At 38.9% G+C, this 18,698-nt stretch carries 15 protein-coding genes and 1 tRNA gene; 11 read left to right on the plus strand and 5 right to left on the minus strand.

Annotation, left to right across the window (positions count from 1 at the left end; genetic code table 11):
- Nucleotides 1–144: 144 nt before the first annotated feature.
- The 3 genes from AA637_RS06405 (at nt 145) to AA637_RS06415 (ending at nt 2,052) form a co-directional block, all read left to right on the plus strand.
- A complete protein-coding gene (locus AA637_RS06405) occupies nt 145–795 on the plus strand; it encodes a phosphatase PAP2 family protein (RefSeq protein WP_446684361.1) in 651 nt (216 codons plus the stop codon).
- Nucleotides 796–859: 64 nt separating this feature from the next.
- Nucleotides 860–1,861, plus strand: coding sequence for a DMT family transporter (locus tag AA637_RS06410; RefSeq protein WP_446684362.1), 1,002 nt, complete (start codon nt 860–862; stop codon nt 1,859–1,861).
- Nucleotides 1,862–1,980: 119 nt separating this feature from the next.
- Nucleotides 1,981–2,052: transfer RNA gene (locus tag AA637_RS06415), tRNA-Gly, on the plus strand.
- Nucleotides 2,053–2,069: 17 nt separating this feature from the next.
- Here the strand turns inward: AA637_RS06415 and AA637_RS06420 are convergent.
- The 5 genes from AA637_RS06420 to AA637_RS06440 all read right to left on the minus strand — a co-directional run bounded on the left by AA637_RS06420 (nt 2,070) and on the right by AA637_RS06440 (nt 10,000).
- Complete coding sequence (locus AA637_RS06420) at nt 2,070–3,764, minus strand: helicase HerA domain-containing protein (protein WP_446684363.1); 1,695 nt, start codon at nt 3,762–3,764, stop codon at nt 2,070–2,072.
- 113 nt (nt 3,765–3,877) lie between these two features.
- Nucleotides 3,878–6,502: a DNA polymerase III subunit alpha gene (locus AA637_RS06425; RefSeq protein WP_446684364.1), complete on the minus strand. Its 2,625-nt coding sequence runs from the start codon at nt 6,500–6,502 to the stop codon at nt 3,878–3,880.
- A gap of 132 nt (nt 6,503–6,634) precedes the next feature.
- Nucleotides 6,635–8,266 carry a DUF3352 domain-containing protein gene (locus tag AA637_RS06430; protein ID WP_446684365.1) on the minus strand — a complete coding sequence of 544 codons (1,632 nt, stop codon included), beginning with the start codon at nt 8,264–8,266 and terminating at the stop codon, nt 6,635–6,637.
- A gap of 71 nt (nt 8,267–8,337) precedes the next feature.
- Nucleotides 8,338–9,585: a glutamate-5-semialdehyde dehydrogenase gene (locus tag AA637_RS06435; RefSeq protein WP_446684366.1), complete on the minus strand. Its 1,248-nt coding sequence runs from the start codon at nt 9,583–9,585 to the stop codon at nt 8,338–8,340.
- A gap of 28 nt (nt 9,586–9,613) precedes the next feature.
- The gene (locus tag AA637_RS06440) at nt 9,614–10,000 is read right to left on the minus strand and encodes an NfeD family protein (protein WP_446684367.1); all 387 of its coding nucleotides are present in this window, start codon (nt 9,998–10,000) and stop codon (nt 9,614–9,616) included.
- A 135-nt stretch (nt 10,001–10,135) separates the two neighbouring features.
- On the opposite strand from AA637_RS06440, the gene AA637_RS06445 reads away from it, so the two are divergent.
- The 8 genes from AA637_RS06445 to ligA all read left to right on the plus strand — a co-directional run bounded on the left by AA637_RS06445 (nt 10,136) and on the right by ligA (nt 18,666).
- The gene (locus AA637_RS06445; RefSeq protein WP_446684368.1) at nt 10,136–10,588 is read left to right on the plus strand and encodes a nitrate reductase associated protein; all 453 of its coding nucleotides are present in this window, start codon (nt 10,136–10,138) and stop codon (nt 10,586–10,588) included.
- A gap of 123 nt (nt 10,589–10,711) precedes the next feature.
- Nucleotides 10,712–11,176 (plus strand): SsrA-binding protein SmpB, encoded by a 465-nt coding sequence (smpB, locus tag AA637_RS06450; RefSeq protein WP_069790657.1) that lies wholly within the window; start codon nt 10,712–10,714, stop codon nt 11,174–11,176.
- Between the two features lie 142 nt (nt 11,177–11,318).
- The gene (gene gatA / locus AA637_RS06455; protein WP_446684369.1) at nt 11,319–12,767 is read left to right on the plus strand and encodes an Asp-tRNA(Asn)/Glu-tRNA(Gln) amidotransferase subunit GatA; all 1,449 of its coding nucleotides are present in this window, start codon (nt 11,319–11,321) and stop codon (nt 12,765–12,767) included.
- Nucleotides 12,768–12,980: 213 nt separating this feature from the next.
- Complete coding sequence (locus AA637_RS06460) at nt 12,981–13,571, plus strand: phycobiliprotein lyase (protein ID WP_446684370.1); 591 nt, start codon at nt 12,981–12,983, stop codon at nt 13,569–13,571.
- Between the two features lie 125 nt (nt 13,572–13,696).
- A complete protein-coding gene (locus AA637_RS06465; protein WP_446684371.1) occupies nt 13,697–14,281 on the plus strand; it encodes a CpcT/CpeT family chromophore lyase in 585 nt (194 codons plus the stop codon).
- A gap of 225 nt (nt 14,282–14,506) precedes the next feature.
- A complete protein-coding gene (gene groES / locus AA637_RS06470) occupies nt 14,507–14,818 on the plus strand; it encodes a co-chaperone GroES (RefSeq protein WP_446684372.1) in 312 nt (103 codons plus the stop codon).
- A 105-nt stretch (nt 14,819–14,923) separates the two neighbouring features.
- Nucleotides 14,924–16,549 carry a chaperonin GroEL gene (groL, locus tag AA637_RS06475; protein ID WP_446684373.1) on the plus strand — a complete coding sequence of 542 codons (1,626 nt, stop codon included), beginning with the start codon at nt 14,924–14,926 and terminating at the stop codon, nt 16,547–16,549.
- A gap of 92 nt (nt 16,550–16,641) precedes the next feature.
- Nucleotides 16,642–18,666, plus strand: coding sequence for an NAD-dependent DNA ligase LigA (ligA, locus tag AA637_RS06480; protein WP_446684543.1), 2,025 nt, complete (start codon nt 16,642–16,644; stop codon nt 18,664–18,666).
- Nucleotides 18,667–18,698: the final 32 nt, after the last annotated feature.

Below are 18,698 nucleotides of genomic sequence, written 5' to 3' on the forward strand. Positions count from 1 at the left end.
TTGGGGGTAGGTTATGGTGATAGTGGTAGAAAATTTCTAACTAAGTCTAAAATTGTCTAAAATTTATTTATCAACAAGTTGCCCATAACCTTTTCTTAAAAAATAGATTTATCATTCTTTTTATATAGCAGTTGTTCTTTTGTAATGAAAATAAAGTATATTCTAAAACCGAAAAATATAACCCAACATTTCGACACATTTCAATGTATTGTATTTATTTTTGCTGTCATATTTTTTCTAATTCTTTCGGGGCTGGTAGTAAGCGATAGATTAAGTTCCGCGGATGTATCTTTCCAAAACTTCCTTCAAGATAGTTTACCTAGTTGGTTTGAATATATTGCCAGATTTTTTTATTTTGTAGGTGAGGCAGAAGTTGCTGTTTTTGTAGTTTTATTTAGTTTGATTTTTTTGGTGCGGAAAAGGTTATGGATTGAAGCTCAAGTGATGGCTTTATCTTCTTTATCTATTCTCTTATTAGTCGATAAAGTATTTAAACCATTATTTGCTATTCCTCGCCCTATAGATCGTATGGTTGACCATGTTAACGGTTATAGTTATCCTAGTGGTCATGGTTCGGGAAATTTAATTTTATATCTACTCATTGCTTATTTTGTTTCCCAATATTTTCCCCGCCGAAGGGTTGCTTTATTTAGCTTTGTTGTTATTTTTATGATTTTGATGGGCATCAGTAGTGTTTATTTGGGTGTACATTGGATGACGGACTTTTTGGCTTCTTACTCTGTTGGTTATATTATTTTTAGTATTTCTATACTATTGTACAAAAGTTCTAAGTAGCTTTGAGGATGAGTAAGGGGGATTTTGGTTAAGATTAAGAAATGTAACAATCTTTGAGTAATCAATGGAAGCACAAAAAAATCCTCGTCCTAATTTTTTCAATCCCATAGTATATGTTGCCCCTTTTTTTTTGTGGGGTACGGCAATGGTTGCTATGAAGGGTACTATATTGGAAACTACTCCGATATTTTTGGGAGCATTAAGAATTTTTCCTGCGGGTATTTTGGTTTTAATATTCGTGAGTCGGGGAAAAAGTTTACAACCCCAATCATGGAAAGCATGGGGCTGGATTGTATTGTTTGCTTTGGTGGACGGCGCTATGTTTCAGGGTTTTTTGGCGGAGGGATTATTGCGCACGGGGGCTGGCTTAGGCTCGGTTATGATTGATTCTCAGCCTTTGGCGGTGGCAATTTTATGCCGTTGGTTATTCAAGGATATGATTGGTTTTTGGGGTTGGTTAGGGTTAGGTGTGGGGATTATTGGTATTAGTTTGATTGGTTTGCCTGATGAGTGGATTGTTAATTTCTTTCAGGGTAATTGGGGGGAGTTTTATTTTAGTTGGGAAGGGCTTTTTAATAATGGGGAGTGGTTGATGTTGTTGGCTTCTTTGTCTATGGCATTAGGTACTGTTATGATTCCCTATATCTCCCGTCATGTGAATACGGTATTGGCTACGGGATGGCACATGATTATTGGGGGTTTGATGTTATTTTTCCTTAGTGGGGTGACGGAGACTAATCAGTGGGTAAATATTAGTTTGTCTGGTTGGTTGTCTATTGCTTATGCTGCTACGTTTGGCAGTGCGATCGCCTATGGTGTATTCTTTTATTTAGCATCAAAGGGTAATATTACCAGTTTAAGTGCGCTGACTTTTTTAACCCCTGTATTTGCCCTTAGTTTTGGTAATTTGGTATTAGGTGAACAACTTTCTTCGTTGCAATGGGGGGGAGTGTGTCTCACTTTAGTTAGTATTTATTTGATTAATCAGCGCAAAATGATTAATAATAAATGGCAAAATTTTAAGCTCAATTTTCCTTGGTTGAATATTCGAGAAAAGATAAATTAATGAGGTAGTGCTGAAAAAGTCTTTAGATTTAGTGTAGGTGTCAGGTAAAAAATTTTATATTTATACAAAAATACTTGACAAAAAAAAATATATTCGCCATAATAATATATGTGCTGATTGCGGGTATAGCTCAGTGGTAGAGCGTCACCTTGCCAAGGTGAATGTCGCGCGTTCGAATCGCGTTACCCGCTTAAATGATTAATGAAACTTAAAAGCCGAGATCGCTCTTGGCTTTTTTTGCTTCTATACGTAATGTATCATCATCCATGGTTTGCCAGTCTGGCTCTCCTACCTCTGCATAAAACTGTTGATCATAGGCTCTAGTCCTCACTACCACGGGCATAGGCACCGCATGGCCTAATACTAATGCCTGTTGTTTGGAGTCTAATTTTGCTAATACCGAGCGCAACCCACTTGCCCCAGAAACCCCTGTAAAGATAGCATCAATATCCTTCTCATCGTTCAATAAACAAGTAATCCTCGTACCTACTTGGGACATTACTTCATTATCTATACCCGAAGGACGTTGATCTACAACTAACAAGGTTACAAAGTATTTTCTCATCTCACGGGCGATCGTGCCAAAAATCGTTTGATGGACAATTTTAGAATCCAAAAAGCGGTGTGCCTCCTCAATGGTAATCACCAAAGGACGAGGTCTATCTGTGCTGTTTTTAGTTTGTAAAAAAGTTTCCGCCTTTTTTACATAAGCACGGTGAATCCTACGAGTAATCATATTCGTCACCAACATATAAGAAAGCATACTACCTTGAGAGCCAAATTCCACTACCACGTGTTTACCACCGTCAAGAAGGGCAAGGATTTCATTAATATAATTGTGAGGACATACCGACTTCATATACTTAAGGCTTTCCAACCTTTTCAACTTCCGTTGCAAAGCCATAATTGAGCCTTTATGCCCCTGTTTCTCATTACAAAATATTTCTATATCCTCATTAGTCATATTAATGAGTTTATAAATCCAATCTCTGCCCAACTCTCCAGCCAAGATATTGGCATTGTCCAAGCTAGCCTCCGACAAACCCAACTCCCGACTAATTAACCGTAAATCCTCAATCTCGATTTGGTCATAACTTAAAAATAAATCCCTCGAATTGGGTACTCCTCGGCGTTTGGTCGATTTTGGATCCAAAGTATAAATTTCTACTTCCTTAGGAAACAATTGCCGTAAACCCTTGACCATGTTTAACTGTTTACCCTCACTCACCGCTTCCCAACCATATTCCGAGTGCATATCAAACATTAAATTAACAGCGGCCTGTTTGCGAATAATGCCCGAAATAAGAAGCCTTGTTAAAAAAGATTTACCCGTACCTGATTTACCAAAAATACCATTGCTACGTTCTACAAAACGATCTAAATCAATACAGATAGGTACTTCCATATCGAGAGGTTTCCCGATCGCAAAGTTCCTTTTATGGGGATCATCTTCCCAACCAAATACCGAGCGAAAATCCTGCTCTGTGGATTCATATACCTGACTAAAATGGCTAGGAATGGTTTTAACGGGTAGTAATTTTAATTGACTTTCAAATTCACCAAAGGCATTTTTGAGGGTAATAGTATTGGGGCTATCTTCTTCGATGCTGTTATCAATGCTCAACATGAGCATGGGAGCAATTTCGATGGTGCCATAGGTGTCGCTTCCTGCCAATACTTCTCGCCAAAAATCATCTTCAGGATCGGGGGGATGGGTAAAAATTCTGGGGGTGGATGTGCCTAGGGAAACATCGGTGAGGAGACAGAAAAATTTTGACCTGCTTCCTTGCACTACTAAAAATTTACCTACTCGCATCTCTTCTACGGATATATCAGGATGTAAGCGCACTTCTAATCCTTCGCTTAATGATCCTTCAATAACTGATCCTAAAGGTTGATTCAACTGTCAAATTCTCCCAAAAGTCAATCTTAACCACTATATTAGCTTGTTATGAGTAAATCTGATCTTATTGTGTAACGGTTTTTATCTCGCAAAGAAGCGCAAATTCATAATTATTAAGAAGAAATCATGAGTAAGTCCAACCCCTGCTCAAAAATCTGGTCAATGGGTAACATTTGATGGTCAGAGGTCATCATTTTATGATCCTTGGTGGCTTTGATAGTTGCACCATTTTCCAACTCATATTCAAAAACCTCTTGTTCTCCTCTATCATGCCACTGGGCGATCGCCTGAGTATATACAAAACCATATTGATCTACACTGTAAACAGTACATTGGATATGCTCCTCCACAATTTTGCCAATGGGTAAAACCCCATATTCCACCGTCAAAATCTCCGTATCATAACTCAAACAATACTCCGCAAACTTAACCATCTGGTCAAATAAACTCTCCGCAATATCCTTGGAAACACCATTTTTCATGGAACCATCAATAAATTTTTCTTGGTGTTTTGCCATCTCCGATGCCTTTTTTTTACCCATCGCCCGACGCAACAAATCCGCCTCCCCAAGGGAATAACCCGCCAAATCCTGAGCCATTTTCATAATTTGCTCTTGATATACCAACACCGCATAGGTTTCTTTCAAAATGGGCTGTAATAGCTCATGCTCATAGGTAATCGCCTCTCTACCATGCTTACGATTGATAAAAATAGGGATTAAACCAGCATCAAGGGGACCGGGGCGATAAAGTGCCAAAATAGAAGAAATATCCTCAATACCAGACGGTTTTAAATCCCTAACAATTTGTTTCATGCCATCGGATTCCAGCTGAAATATTCCTTGTAAGTCTCCCCTTTCCAAAAGGTTATGGGTGAGGGCGACATCTTTGGGTAACTTTTTACTCGTACCCTTTTCCAAAATTTGTAAAGCCTTTCTTTCCCCCAAAGGCAAGTCATCTACATCTATGTCAATATTACGATTGAGCTTAATTAGTTCCGCTGTTTTTTGGATTGTGGTTAGGTTTCTCAGACCCAAAAAGTCCATTTTCAGCAGTCCCAATGACTCTAAATCTTCCATGAAATATTGAGTAATTACTGAGCCTTCGTTGTTTTTTTGCAAAGGTACAATTTCGTCTAAAGGTTCACTGGAAATAACTACCCCCGCTGCATGGACACCAAACGTTTTATTCATGCCCTCGATGCGCATAGCCATATCTAACCATTTTTTTACCCGTGGCTCGTTATCATATCTTTCTTTGAACTCGGGGGTGGGAGTATCATCGGATACCATCACCTTTAATTTCGCTGGTTTTCCACGGGATACGGGAATCATTTTTGCCATTTCATCGGCTTCGGCGTAGGGTACATCCAAAACCCTGGCTACGTCCTTTAAAACAGCCTTAGAGGTCATTCTGTTGAAGGTAATAATTTGGGCAACTTTATCTTCTCCGTATTTGGCTGTAACATAGCGAATCATTTGATCCCTTCTATCAATACAAAAGTCGGTATCAATATCAGGCATGGATTTACGTTCTGGGTTCAAAAAACGCTCGAATAATAAGCCATGGTGAACAGGGTCAATGTTTGTAATACCAAGGGCGTAGGCTACCAGTGAACCAGCGGCGGAACCGCGCCCCGGGCCCACGGGAATGTCGTTGTCTCTGGCATATTTGATATAGTCCCACACGACGAGGAAATAGGTGCAAAAACCCATGGTTTCCATCATGCGCAGTTCATATTCTAGTCTTTCTTTGTAAACTGGACTAATTTCGCTTTTTTGCCGACAGTTGAATCTATCCATCAATCCATCCCAGGTGACAGCCTCGAGGTAGCTTTCGGGGGTGTGTCCGCTAGGAATGTCAAAGTTGGGAATTCTTGGCTCTCCGAGGACGTTGTAGGGTTTTATTTTATCGGCTATTTCGAGGGTATTGGCGATCGCCCTTTCTACAATTTCAGGTTCAAGATGATCCCTAAATAGCAGTTTCATTTCTGCTTCTGATTTGAGGTATTCTGTGCCTGAATAACGGAGTCTTTTTTCTTGGTCGATACTTTTCTTGGTATTAATACAAAGGAGGGCATCATGGGCTTCTACGTCATAGCAGGAGAGAAAATGGGAGTCGTTGGTGGCGATAATTTTGATGTCTAATTCTTGACTAATTTTCGCCAATTCTACGTTAACGATACGGTCTTCTTTTGATCCGTGATCTTGAATTTCGAGGTAAAAATCATCTTTAAATACTCTTTTGTACCATTTGGCTACCTCTCTGGCTCTTTTATAGTCTCCTTTAAGGATAGCTTGGGGCATTTCTCCCCCTAAACAGGCACTGGTGACGATTAAGCCTTCGTGGTATTGCTCTAATAATTCTTTGTTGATACAGGGACGAGAAAATATGCCTTTACCTTGCATCCCTTGAAGGTGGGAGATGGTGGTAAGTTTGACAAGGTTTTTGTATCCTTGTTTGTCTTTGGCGAGGACGATTTGATGAAATTTTTTGATGCCTTTGTGGTATTGGGTTATGTCGTCGTTGATGACGTACATTTCGTTACCAATGATGGGTTTGATGGGTTTATTAAGGCAGTTTTTGATCAGTTGAATGGCACCATACATGACTCCATGATCGGTAATGGCTATCGCAGGCATCTCTAATTCTACTGCTTTTTCTACGAGGGAAGGAATCTGGGATGCACCATCTAGTAAGCTATAGTCGGTGTGTATGTGTAAGCCAACAAAGGACATTTCATCAAGGGGAATAGGGAACAGGGAATGGGGAATGGTTCAAGAATTAATAACCAATAGATACAGTATAAGGAATTGTTTTGAGGATGGCATTTTCTGATGGGTTTGCTCAAATTTGCTAATTTTCTATTTCTATTTTTTCTGGAGAGAGATGTTGATGTCTAGTTGACTGGTGTTGGGGCTATTACTAGAGCTAGTAATGGCAATTCCTTTGAGGGCATTAATAATTGGTTGGCTCTCAGGGGGGGCATCTTCAAAAAATTCGGGGGCAAATTCATTGAGAATATTAACTGTTTTTTCTATGTCAAAAAAGACGTAACCAAAGTTATCTTGGGGGAGAGTTTGGGTGGTGAGGGTAAAATTTTCATTGCTTTGTAATGATGTATTACTATTAGTAATAGTATTAATATTTTCCTCTTGACTTAAGTTTACAAATAAGAGGTTATCTTCTAGCCAACCGTAAGATAATAGTTGTCCTTCTATGGTAGTCCATTTAGTAGATGAAACACCATTATTTTCCTCTTTTTCTATCCGTATAAATTGATCTGAACCTGTTAATCTTTCTATTTGGTTGAGGGTGTTTTCTGCTAAAGTGCGATCGCCCGTTTCCATCAAAAATAGACCTTTCATGCCAGTATCAGCAAAGGAATTATTTTCATCAACGGATAAGCCAAAGGCAAATTCTCCGTCTAACCAAGCAAAAATATCGTCCTGTAAATTGAGATTTAAGGCATTTCCAGTAAAAGATTCTAGTAACACAATAAACTGATCTAATTCAGGTATTAATTGACGATTTACCTCTACTTGTTCCCAAATAGTTTTTAAAGCTACACCATCTATCATAAAAATAACATCATCAGAAATTTTATTGATTAATTTATGGGTAGTAGTACTACTAATTTCTGAATATAAAGGATTTGATAAATTAACAATAGTACTAAGATTAATACCATGATCTTGAATATCAAAAGTAGTCACAGCAGTTTCAATCATCGGAATTTCTGCTGTACCGGGTAAATCAAAAGATTCTGTAATAATATCGCCGATGAAATAATTATAATCAGTAATATATGTCTGAAATAAAGGATTTTTTTGATTCAGTTTTTCCCTAGTTGTCTCATGGGCTTCTTTCACCGAAACAATAGAATCAGCCCCCCGATAAGTATCTATAAATTGTTCTATCACCGTTTGGGCATCACCCATGACGGCTTGATTATCAAAGAAACTAAACCACACACCTTCAGGGTTTTCGGTGGAAGTAACTTGATAAACTGTAATATTTTGATATTCACTTTCTATTACTTCGGTGTCAGGATTCTCTTTAATTTTGTTTAAAAAATTCCTTGCTTTTAATTTATTTTTTACCCCGGCAATTACTCCAACATTAGGTTCAGAAGTATCATCAATATTAGGAAGAAAAGCCATCATCAAATTTCCTAACCAAGGCTCAATATCTTCTTGGTAATTAACCTCAATATTTTCCGAGCCTAATTCATTTTGCCATTGTTGCCAATTTTCTTCAACGGATTCCCTTGCTCCAAAAGTGTCAAATTGTTCTAATTCTTGCCAGTCATTTATATCTGTGGAAATAAAACCAGTGGCAACGGCATCGGCGGGAATGATTTGTGAGCCTTGTAAGGGGGTTAATTCTTCTCCTAATAATAATCTACGACCAAAATAGTATCCTAATCCTGCGGCTACTATTACTATTAGGGAAACCCCAAAACAACCAATTCCTAGTTTATTTTTTTTCTGTGCGCTCATTACTTTTAGCCCATTTTATTAATGATTTTATCAAGGTTTTTTAGATACAGACCTAAAAACTTAGAATAGTTTTACATTTGTCCATCACCTACGACGATTTGTTTGAGGGTGGTAAAGGTTTCTAGGCTGATTAATCCTCGGCGATGCCCTTTTTGATTGGATACCCCCAAAAATACTGAGTTGCTTCCCTGTAAATAGCGATAAAAACGGGGGGATGAGTTGATATACACTAGGGCGCTATCGGCTTCCATGGCAAAGGTGCGCCCTTCTTGATAGGAATCCGTAACTAGACAGTTGGCATGACCACTGCTATATTCGTTGATATAGGAGATCGCACTTTGTAGATCATCTGTACGCCTAAAGGCGATGGTTTTAGTCAAAAAAGGTTCATGCCATGAAGACTCTTTGGCAGGAATTAGATAATCAGGAAACTCCTGCACTAAGGCATCATCCCCTTTTAAAACAAAGTCATTTTCCTGAAGATAGTTAAATAAACGAGTAATAGAAGTGGACTTTTGTTGACTATTAATCAAAACCTTTTCGATGGCATTAACAGGATCTGGTAAACTACCATGACTATCCACAATAACAGATTTAACTATATCAAGATCACTAGATAAAGACCAGTATAAATAACAATTACCCATGGCCGACTTCAACACTGGGGCAGTAGCCATTTCCGTTACCTGTTGAATTAAACTAGGGCGCCCGTAAGGGATAATTAAATTTAAATATTGATCCTGAGTGATCAAATCTTGGATAGAATAACCTTGTTCAGAGGGTAAAAATTCAATACAACTAGGGGGAAAATCTGCTTCCTCTAGGGCTACTTGCAGTATTTGGGAAATAATAGTGTTAGTATTGCTCGATTCACTACCGCCCCTCAAAATTAAACTGTTACCCGTTTTGATGGTTAATCCTGCGGCGATAATAGCCAAATCTGGTAAAGCCTCATACACCATGGCAATTACCCCAAGGGGCATCAACTGGGAATAATTTTGACAATAGGTTACTTGGTAGGGGGCATTGATTACTTTTTGAAAAGGATCAGGTAATTCTGCTAAAGTTTTTAATATCTCTACGGCTGCTTCTAGTCTTTGGGGTGTTAATTTTAGCCAATCCAAAATTAAATCGGGCACAGACATTTCCCGACTAATTTCTAAATCGAGGGTGTTTGCCTGAAGAATATCATCAAAACAATCTTCTAGTTTACTTGCCATTAATGATACCGCTAAGGAACGCTCTATCCCTTTTATCTTACTCATTTCGAGAAATGCTTGATGGGCTTTTTTTACCCTTTTATCGATGGATTCTGTCATAGAATTTGCGGTTATAACCTGAACAATTTTAATATCTGTATGGCAACAGAAGAATTATCAATACAGAGGAGATAATCATAATACTTCCCACTAGCCAAGGAATAGGATTCACTAATGAAAAGACTAATAATATAGAAATCATACCAATGGTAAACCATAGCAGGAAAAATAAGTAGTTTTTTGAGATTTCCTGACGGTGTAATACCCATTTTTTGCCATTCCAAGACCATTTTTTTTTGTATGGTGATAGATTAACCACAGGTTTTAAATACTGATGTTCTTCATCGGTGACAAATATTTGTTGACATTTGTGACAACCCAAGGCTTCGGTTAGGGTGATTGGTTGTAGTCTTCCCTCTTGACGACAAGGGCAGGGATATTCACATTTTAGGTCTATTGGCTGATCTTTAAACACTCAAGCCCCTCTTTGTTTTTGCTCTTTATTTATTTTTTTTGTTTATTTTAATTCAGAATTTGGTCTGATGATTTACTTCGACAACAAGACACTATAATATCTATCTTAAAAGTAATTTTTTAAGAGCGATCGCCCATGACCGATTTTTTTCAATTTGAAGCGGATTTTGTAGAGTCTCTCCGTTGTATTCCCCTAGCCGTAAGACTAAAATTAGACACCTGCGGAGTAAAATTAAAACTTAATCATTGGCATCAATTTACGTTAGAAGAAAGAGAAATATTAGTTAAAAAACCTTGTGTAACTTCCCTTGAAGCTGAAGATTATGCTACTTTTTTGCAAGAATTAGTACATAAACAAACGGGAAAATATGCAAAGACTTTAGAAATTGAGTCTAATCCATCATGGCAGCAAAAAGGGAAAATACCACTACAAATCATTGAAAAAGCCCAAGAATTTGATATTAAATTAAGTATTAATCAATGGCAAAATTTAACAGATTTACAAAGATTTGCTCTAATTAAATTAAGTCGCCCCAGCCACGAAAATAATAACTTTCTCCCCGCCCTCAAGGAATTTGATTTAATTTAGGTTTATGAGAAGACGAAAAAAGTCCACTCCCCATTGCCTATTCCCCATTCCCCACCCCGACTAACAATATATTCATCAAACTGAGGTACAATAGTAAGATTGCAGACCAAATAAAACTCGTTTATGGTAGAAAAAAAACCAATTAAAGTAATAAGTGATAATCGTCAAGCCAGATACCTATATGAGATTTTAGACACCTATGAAGCAGGAATCCAGTTAGGCGGTACGGAAGTAAAATCCGTCAGGGCTGGAAAGGTGAATTTGAGAGATGGATATTGTTTGATTCGTAATGGGGAAGCATGGTTGATGAATGTTCACATCGCCCCCCACCAAACCGCAGGGCAGTATTTTAACCATGAGCCGAAGCGCGATCGCAAATTACTGTTACACAAAAAAGAAATCAGTAAATTAATCGGCTTATTAGAGCAAAAAGGATTAAGTTTAGTTCCCCTAAAAATGTACATCAAAGGAGATTGGATTAAAATTAATCTTGGTTTAGGTAAAGGTAAGAAACTCCATGATAAACGGGAAACCATTAAACGCCGTGACGATGAGCGACAAATGGCGAGAGTAATGAAACAGTATTAAAAATTGACAATTGACAATGGACAATTGACAATGAATTATACTTAAAGCTTTACTTTGAGTCATAAATAATGAGTTAATTTCTTAATCCAAAAGACTAACTATTCATTATCAATTATCAATTATTAATTATCAATTACTATCCATGGCTTCCATTTCCCAATTACACAAACAGCTTATCAATAAAGAACGTTCAGCGGTAGAAATTACCAAAGAATATCTCCATACCATCGAAAAATTAGAACCCCAAATTAAAAGCTATCTCCACATCACCAAGGATTTAGCCCTAGAGAGCGCCCAAAAAGTGGATCAAAAAATTGCTAGGGGAGAGGAAATTGGAACCCTTGAAGGTATCCCCATCGCCGTTAAAGATAATATGTCCACTAAAGGGATTCCCACCACCTGCGGTTCAAAAATTCTCGAAGGTTTTACCCCTAGCTATGAATCCACCGTTACCCAAAAACTCCATGACCAAGGGGCGGTAATTTTAGGTAAAACTAACTTAGATGAGTTTGCCATGGGAAGTTCTACGGAAAATTCTGGTTATCAAGTAACCGCTAACCCTTGGGATACCACCCGAGTGCCTGGCGGTTCTTCTGGAGGCTCTGCGGCCGCCGTGGCTGCCGATGAATGTGTGGTTTCCTTGGGATCTGATACTGGGGGATCTATCCGTCAACCTGCCTCACTGTGTGGGGTTGTGGGGTTAAAACCTACCTATGGTTTGGTGTCTCGTTTTGGTTTAGTGGCCTATGCTTCGTCCTTAGATCAAATTGGGCCTTTTGCTCACACTGTCGAGGATGCAGCTGTTATGTTAAAGGCGATCGCCGGTTACGACTCTAAAGACTCCACTAGCTTAAAAGTCGAAATCCCTGACTATACAACATCCTTTACCACCGACTTAAAAGGCTTGAAAGTGGGCATCATCCGAGAAACCTTTGGAGATGGATTAGATGGAGTAGTGGCAGAAGCCGTTAACCAAGGCATCAAAGAATTAGAAAAACTAGGCGCCCAAGTAAAAGAAATTTCTTGCCCCCGTTTCCGCTATGGTTTGCCAGTTTACTACATCATCGCCCCCAGTGAAGCCTCCGCCAACCTCGCCCGTTACGATGCTGTGAAATACGGTGTTAGAAGTCAAGCCGATAACCTCATGGATATGTACACTCAAACTAGGGCGCAAGGTTTTGGTAAGGAAGTAAAACGCCGTATTATGTTAGGTACTTATGCCCTTTCTGCAGGTTACTATGACGCTTATTATCTCAAGGCACAAAAAGTGAGAACTTTAATCAAACAAGACTTTGACAACGCTTTTGCCGATGTAGATGTATTAATTTCCCCTACCTCCCCCACTACTGCTTTTAAAGCAGGAGAAAAAACCGATGATCCCCTTACCATGTATTTATCGGATTTAATGACTATCCCTGTTAACCTCGCAGGTTTACCCGGTATGAGTATCCCTTGTGGTTTTGATGGTCAAAATTTACCCATCGGGATGCAGTTAATCGGTAACGTCTTACGGGAAGATATTTTGTTCAAAGTAGGCTACGCCTTCCAACAAGCCACCGACTGGCACACCAAATCCCCAAATTTGGGTTAATAGCCCGTAAAACATCCCCCAATTCTGGGGGACTTGTCAATTTGAGAAATGTAGTATTATTTTTTGAGATAGATGTTAATGTCTATTTTTTGCCCTAACAATTATTCACCATTGCCCGTTCCCCATTCCCTATTCCCCATTACTCAGTTGACCCTTAAACGGTAATTAGGTTATGGTAAAAAGAAAAATATTAAGATAGAAAATACATATAAAATGGACGGATTAACCTTTTTCCAAAATAGTGCTGGTAAATGGCGATCGCAACGTACCACCCATCACTTACCCTTCCGCCGTGCCGAAAGTGGTGGCTCAGAAATTAGGGTTGAAAGCCTCGACAAAAATAACCCTAAAATCAAAGAAATATGCGAAATGCACAAATTTGATCCTGAAAACTCCGTAGGAGGTTCCTATGTTGCTTGGGATGGCTCTATGGCGTGGGATAAAGAAAATGAAAGCCACAAAGGAGAAACCGTTTTTGCCCTTATTCCTGAGCCTAATAACCCCCGTGAAGGAAAACTATTAAGAGAGAGAGGATACGCCGAAATCGTACCCGTAGCAGGGGAATATTACCTTGATCATGATGATGCCCTCGTTTTAACCACCGAATATGAAACCATGACAATCCATGAGCGTTTTTGGTTTGTTAGCGATGATGTTCGTTTGCGTACCAGCACAGTGCAAAGATTTGGAGGTTTTAACACCGCTACTTTTTGTATTGAAGTAAGGGAAAAATCTGAAGACGACAAAACCACTCAACCTAATCTTGATTCCTTATTAGACTCCCCCGCCATTACTGGCTGGTAATACTAAAAAAAAGAGTTTTATTCCCTCCTTATTAAGGGGGGTTATGGGGAATCAAATCTTTACAATTCCCTACAAAAATTATATAAAAAAAGGCTGTTTCTATTATTAATAAAACATTTTAAAAAATGAGTAATTCCACAGATGTAAAAGCCCTTGCTAAATTAATGGCTGGTGATTTTAGTAACGAAGCACAAGCCATAGAAAATCCTCCCTTCTTTGCCCATATTCGGGTATGTATGCGTCCTTTACCCCATTCTCTTTTTGGAGAGGTAAGTTTTTTCCTCGAACAAGCCTACGATTTTTTACTCTCTCAACCCTACCGCTTAAGGGTATTTACCATCAAAGCAGTGGGTGATCATCTTGAGTTGGAACACTATAAACTCAAAGAAGAAAAAGAATTTTATGGAGCTTCTCGCAACCCCGAAAAACTAAAAGGATTAACCCTTGAGCATCTGGACAAAATGGATGGTTGTGATATGATTGCCCACTGGACAGGAACCCATTTTAAAGGTCAAGTCAAACCGGGTAAGGCTTGTATTGTGGAACGTAAGGGCAAAAAATCTTATCTTGATAATAGCTTTGAAATCGATGACAATAAGCTGATCAGTTTTGACCGTGGTAGAGACTTAGAAACTGATGAGTTGTTATGGGGTTCGGTGGCAGGACCTTTTCATTTTAGCCCAACCCAACGCTTTACCGATGAACTATAACCTCCAAAATATTCTCAACTCTCATCTCGAGTATCATTAGAAAACCTAATGCCTAAGAGCTAATACATAACACCTGCCTTATAGTTCGGAAACCCGTACAATAAAACCCATTGCTATGGTACGCTGATTTCGGTTAAATTAGCACTCGTAAGGTGAGAGTGCTAAAAGCATTTTCTCCGAGCGATTAAAAAAATTAACTATAGAGAAATAAGGAGAAAACCATAGATGGCTGCAATTACCATTAATGTATCAACTGTTAAGCCTTTGGGCGATCGCGTTTTCGTCAAAGTAAGTGAAGCTGAAGAAAAAACTGCTGGTGGTATCTACCTACCTGACAATGCCAAAGAAAAACCCCAAATTGGTGAAGTTGTCACCGTGGGTGATGGCAAAGTAAACGACCAAGGTACTCGTACCGCTGTGGAAGTAAAAGTAGGTGATAAAGTGCTTTATTCCAAATATGCAGGTACCGACATCAAACTTGGTAGTGATGATTATGTCTTACTCTCCGAAAAAGACATCCTCGCTGTAGTTTCCTAATTTTATATTGAAACCCCTGAAGGTAGCTCAAATTTATTGAGTAAATCAAAACCTTTCAACCCATCAAATTATTTCAACTTTTACAGTAAATAAGAAAAAATAACTATGTCCAAGTCTATCATTTATAACGAAGAAGCTCGTCGCGCCCTAGAGCGTGGTATTGATTTATTAGCTGAAGCCGTTGCCGTTACCTTAGGCCCTAAAGGTCGTAACGTAGTATTAGAAAAGAAATTTGGTGCGCCTCAAATCGTTAACGATGGTGTAACCATTGCCAAAGAAATCGAATTAGAAGATCACATCGAAAATACTGGGGTTGCTTTGATTCGTCAGGCGGCTTCCAAAACCAATGATGTGGCTGGAGACGGTACTACTACCGCTACTGTACTCGCCCACGCCATCGTTAAAGAAGGTTTACGTAACGTTGCCGCTGGGGCAAACCCCATCGCCCTCAAACGTGGTATTGACAAAGCGACTGAGCATTTAGTAGAAAAAATCGCTGCCCATGCCAGAAAAATTGAAGATAGCAAGGCGATCGCCCAAGTAGGTGCTATCTCTGCGGGTAATGATACCGAAGTCGGTGAAATGATTGCCCAAGCCATGGATAAAGTCGGTAAAGAAGGCGTTATCTCCCTCGAAGAAGGTAAGTCCATGGAAACTGAACTCGAAATTACCGAAGGTATGCGTTTCGAGAAAGGTTATATTTCCCCTTACTTCGTAACCGATGCCGAGCGCATGGAAGCAGTATTTGAAGAGCCTTACATTCTCATCACCGATAAAAAAATCACCTTAGTCCAAGACTTAGTTCCCGTTTTAGAACAAGTTGCCCGTCAAGGTAAGCCCTTAATCATCATCGCTGAGGACATCGAGAAAGAAGCCCTCGCCACCTTAGTAGTTAACCGCATCCGTGGTGTACTAAACGTGGCAGCAGTAAAAGCTCCTGGTTTTGGCGATCGCCGTAAGCAAATGCTTGAAGATCTCGCCATCCTAACTGGTGGAAAAATGATCAGCGAAGACGCAGGATTAAAATTAGATACTACCACCGTAGATCAACTTGGTACTGCTCGTCGTATGACCATCACCAAAGATACTACCACCATCGTTGCTGAAGGTAACGAAAAAGAAGTTAAAACCCGTTGTGATCAAATTCGTCGTCAAATTGAAGAATCTGATTCTTCCTACGACAAAGAAAAATTACAAGAGCGCCTCGCAAAATTAAGCGGTGGTGTAGCGGTAATCAAAGTAGGTGCGGCTACCGAAACCGAAATGAAAGATCGTAAGCTCCGCTTAGAAGATGCCATCAACGCCACCAAAGCGGCCGTAGAAGAAGGTATCGTCCCTGGTGGTGGAACTACCCTCGCTCACCTCGCTCCTGAATTGGAAGAATGGGCAAAAGATAACTTAACCGCTGAGCAGTTGACTGGTGCTTTAATCGTTGCCCGTGCTTTAACCGCACCCCTAAAACGTATCGCCGAAAATGCTGGTCAAAACGGTGCGGTAGTAGCTGAAAGGGTTAAGGAAAAAGACTTTAACACTGGCTATGATGCTGCTAACAACGAGTATGTTGATATGTTTGATGCCGGTATCGTTGACCCTGCCAAAGTAACTCGCTCTGGTATTCAAAACGCCGCTTCCATCGCTGGAATGGTATTAACCACCGAGTGTATCATCGTTGACAAACCTGAAAAGGATAAAGGTGCGGCCCCTGCTGGTGGCGGAGACTTCGACTACTAAGTTGAAACTTTATAAATAACTTTGGGGTGGGCAATATGTCCACCCTTTTTTTTGTTAAAATTAATCCTCATCTCCAATCTTTTTCAAATGCTATGGCTTCTATTCCCACTGAAATTAGTAATCGAGTTCAACAGTTAAAAGTTAAATTGCAAGAAGCAAGTTATGCTTATTATGTGTTGGATAATCCTATTATGGAAGATTCAGTTTATGATCAACTTTATCGGGAATTACAAACCCTAGAAATAGATTATCCCCAATTAATTACTATAGATAGTCCCACTCAAAGAATAGGAGATAAATTAGATGGTCAGTTTAATTCTGTTAAGCATAATATTCCTCTTTATAGTTTGGATAATGCTTTTAACTTCGAGGAGTTAAAACAGTGGGAAAATAGATGGCAAAAACAGTTATCTGAAACCGTTGATTTTGATTATATTTGTGAGCTAAAAATAGATGGCAGTGCGATCGCCCTTACCTATGAAAATGGAGTATTAACTAGGGGGTTAACAAGGGGAGATGGCATTACAGGGGAAGACATTACCCATAATTTACGCACCATTCGATCCATTCCCTTAAGGTTAAATTTAGATAATCCACCCCACATATTAGAAGTAAGGGGAGAAGCCCTACTACCCCTTAAAGAATTTGAAAGAATCAATCAAGAAAGGGATAAAAACCAAGAAAATTTATTTGCCAATCCTCGCAATGCCACCGCAGGAACATTAAGACAATTAGATCCTAATATTGTTAGTCAAAGAAAACTACAATTTTTTGCTTATAATTTACATATAAATAGCGAAAATATTTCTATTAATAGTCAAAAAGAATCACTAGATTTTTTACAACAAAATGGCTTTTTAGTCAATCCTAATCATCAAGTTTGTTCAACTTTAGAAGACGTAATTAATTATTGCAATTACTGGGAAAATAATCGTCAACAATTACCCTATATGACTGATGGTATTGTTATTAAAATAAACTCCCTAAATCTTCAAAATCAACTCGGTTTTACTCAAAAATTCCCCCGATGGGCGATCGCCCTTAAATACCCTGCCGACGAAACCCCCACCATGGTTGAAAAAATCACCGTCAACGTAGGACGCACTGGGGCAGTGACTCCCATGGCAATAATGAAACCCGTGCTATTAGCAGGAACAACCGTTCAAAGAGCCACTTTACATAACTACGACTTTTTGCAACAATTAGACATTAGAGTGGGAGATACCGTGGTAATTCGCAAAGCAGGGGAAATAATCCCCGAAGTCGTCAGAGTTATTCCCGAATTACGCCCCGAAAATACTCAACCCTTCGAGTTTCCCACCCATTGCCCCGAATGTGCTTCAGAATTAGTACGCCCAGAAAACGAAGCCGTTACCCGTTGCCTAAACAACTCCTGCCCTGCTATTTTGCGGGGTAGCCTAATCCATTGGGCATCCCGTGGCGCCATGGACATTCGAGGGTTAGGAGAAAAAGTAGTCGCTTTGTTAATGGAACATAAATTAATTAAATCCATTGCCGATATATACGAATTAAAAGCCTTTCAAATTGCCGAATTAGAGCGGATGGGCGAAAAGTCTGCCCAAAATTTAATCATGGGTATTGAAGATAGTAAAAAACAACCTTTTGCCAAAGTTTTATACGGTTTAGGAATCCGTTATGTAGGTGCTGTAAATGCTCAAATTTTAGCGGATAATTTTCCAGATATAGACAGTTTAGCCAATGCCAGTATTATGGATTTGGAAGCAATCAATGGCATAGGAAAAGAAATTGCTAATTCTGTAGTGGAATGGTTTAGCATCGAACAAAATAAACAACTAATTAATCTTTTAAAAGGTCACAATCTCACATTACAAAACCAAAATAGTGATACTCAAAAAGATGAAAAACAACTAATACTAGAAGGGAAAGTATTTGTGATTACAGGAACATTAAACCAATTAACCAGAAATGAAGCGAAAGATTTAATTCAAAAATATGGAGGAAAAGTAACAGGCTCGGTAAGTAGTAAAACAGACTATTTATTGGCAGGAGAAAAAGCAGGTTCAAAGTTAACTAAAGCTCAAGAATTAGGCATTAAAATTATTTCTGAATCAGAATTATTAACCATAATTAATTAAGATAAATATTAAATATTTAGGAGTTCAAAATG

It is taken from the genome of Cyanobacterium sp. HL-69, assembly GCA_002813895.1.
In the GTDB taxonomy this organism is placed as follows: domain Bacteria; phylum Cyanobacteriota; class Cyanobacteriia; order Cyanobacteriales; family Cyanobacteriaceae; genus Cyanobacterium.

What these genes read in the sequence shown, in the direction of transcription:
- AA637_RS06405 (WP_446684361.1), top strand. Translation starts at nt 145, where the DNA reads ATGAAAATAAAGTATATTCTAAAACCGAAAAATATAACCCAACATTTC.
- AA637_RS06410 (WP_446684362.1), top strand. Translation starts at nt 860, where the DNA reads ATGGAAGCACAAAAAAATCCTCGTCCTAATTTTTTCAATCCCATAGTA.
- AA637_RS06425 (WP_446684364.1), bottom strand. Translation starts at nt 6,502, where the DNA reads ATGTCCTTTGTTGGCTTACACATACACACCGACTATAGCTTACTAGAT.
- AA637_RS06430 (WP_446684365.1), bottom strand. Translation starts at nt 8,266, where the DNA reads ATGAGCGCACAGAAAAAAAATAAACTAGGAATTGGTTGTTTTGGGGTT.
- AA637_RS06435 (WP_446684366.1), bottom strand. Translation starts at nt 9,585, where the DNA reads ATGACAGAATCCATCGATAAAAGGGTAAAAAAAGCCCATCAAGCATTT.
- AA637_RS06445 (WP_446684368.1), top strand. Translation starts at nt 10,136, where the DNA reads ATGACCGATTTTTTTCAATTTGAAGCGGATTTTGTAGAGTCTCTCCGT.
- smpB (WP_069790657.1), top strand. Translation starts at nt 10,712, where the DNA reads ATGGTAGAAAAAAAACCAATTAAAGTAATAAGTGATAATCGTCAAGCC.
- gatA (WP_446684369.1), top strand. Translation starts at nt 11,319, where the DNA reads ATGGCTTCCATTTCCCAATTACACAAACAGCTTATCAATAAAGAACGT.
- AA637_RS06460 (WP_446684370.1), top strand. Translation starts at nt 12,981, where the DNA reads ATGGACGGATTAACCTTTTTCCAAAATAGTGCTGGTAAATGGCGATCG.
- AA637_RS06465 (WP_446684371.1), top strand. Translation starts at nt 13,697, where the DNA reads ATGAGTAATTCCACAGATGTAAAAGCCCTTGCTAAATTAATGGCTGGT.
- groES (WP_446684372.1), top strand. Translation starts at nt 14,507, where the DNA reads ATGGCTGCAATTACCATTAATGTATCAACTGTTAAGCCTTTGGGCGAT.
- groL (WP_446684373.1), top strand. Translation starts at nt 14,924, where the DNA reads ATGTCCAAGTCTATCATTTATAACGAAGAAGCTCGTCGCGCCCTAGAG.
- ligA (WP_446684543.1), top strand. Translation starts at nt 16,642, where the DNA reads ATGGCTTCTATTCCCACTGAAATTAGTAATCGAGTTCAACAGTTAAAA.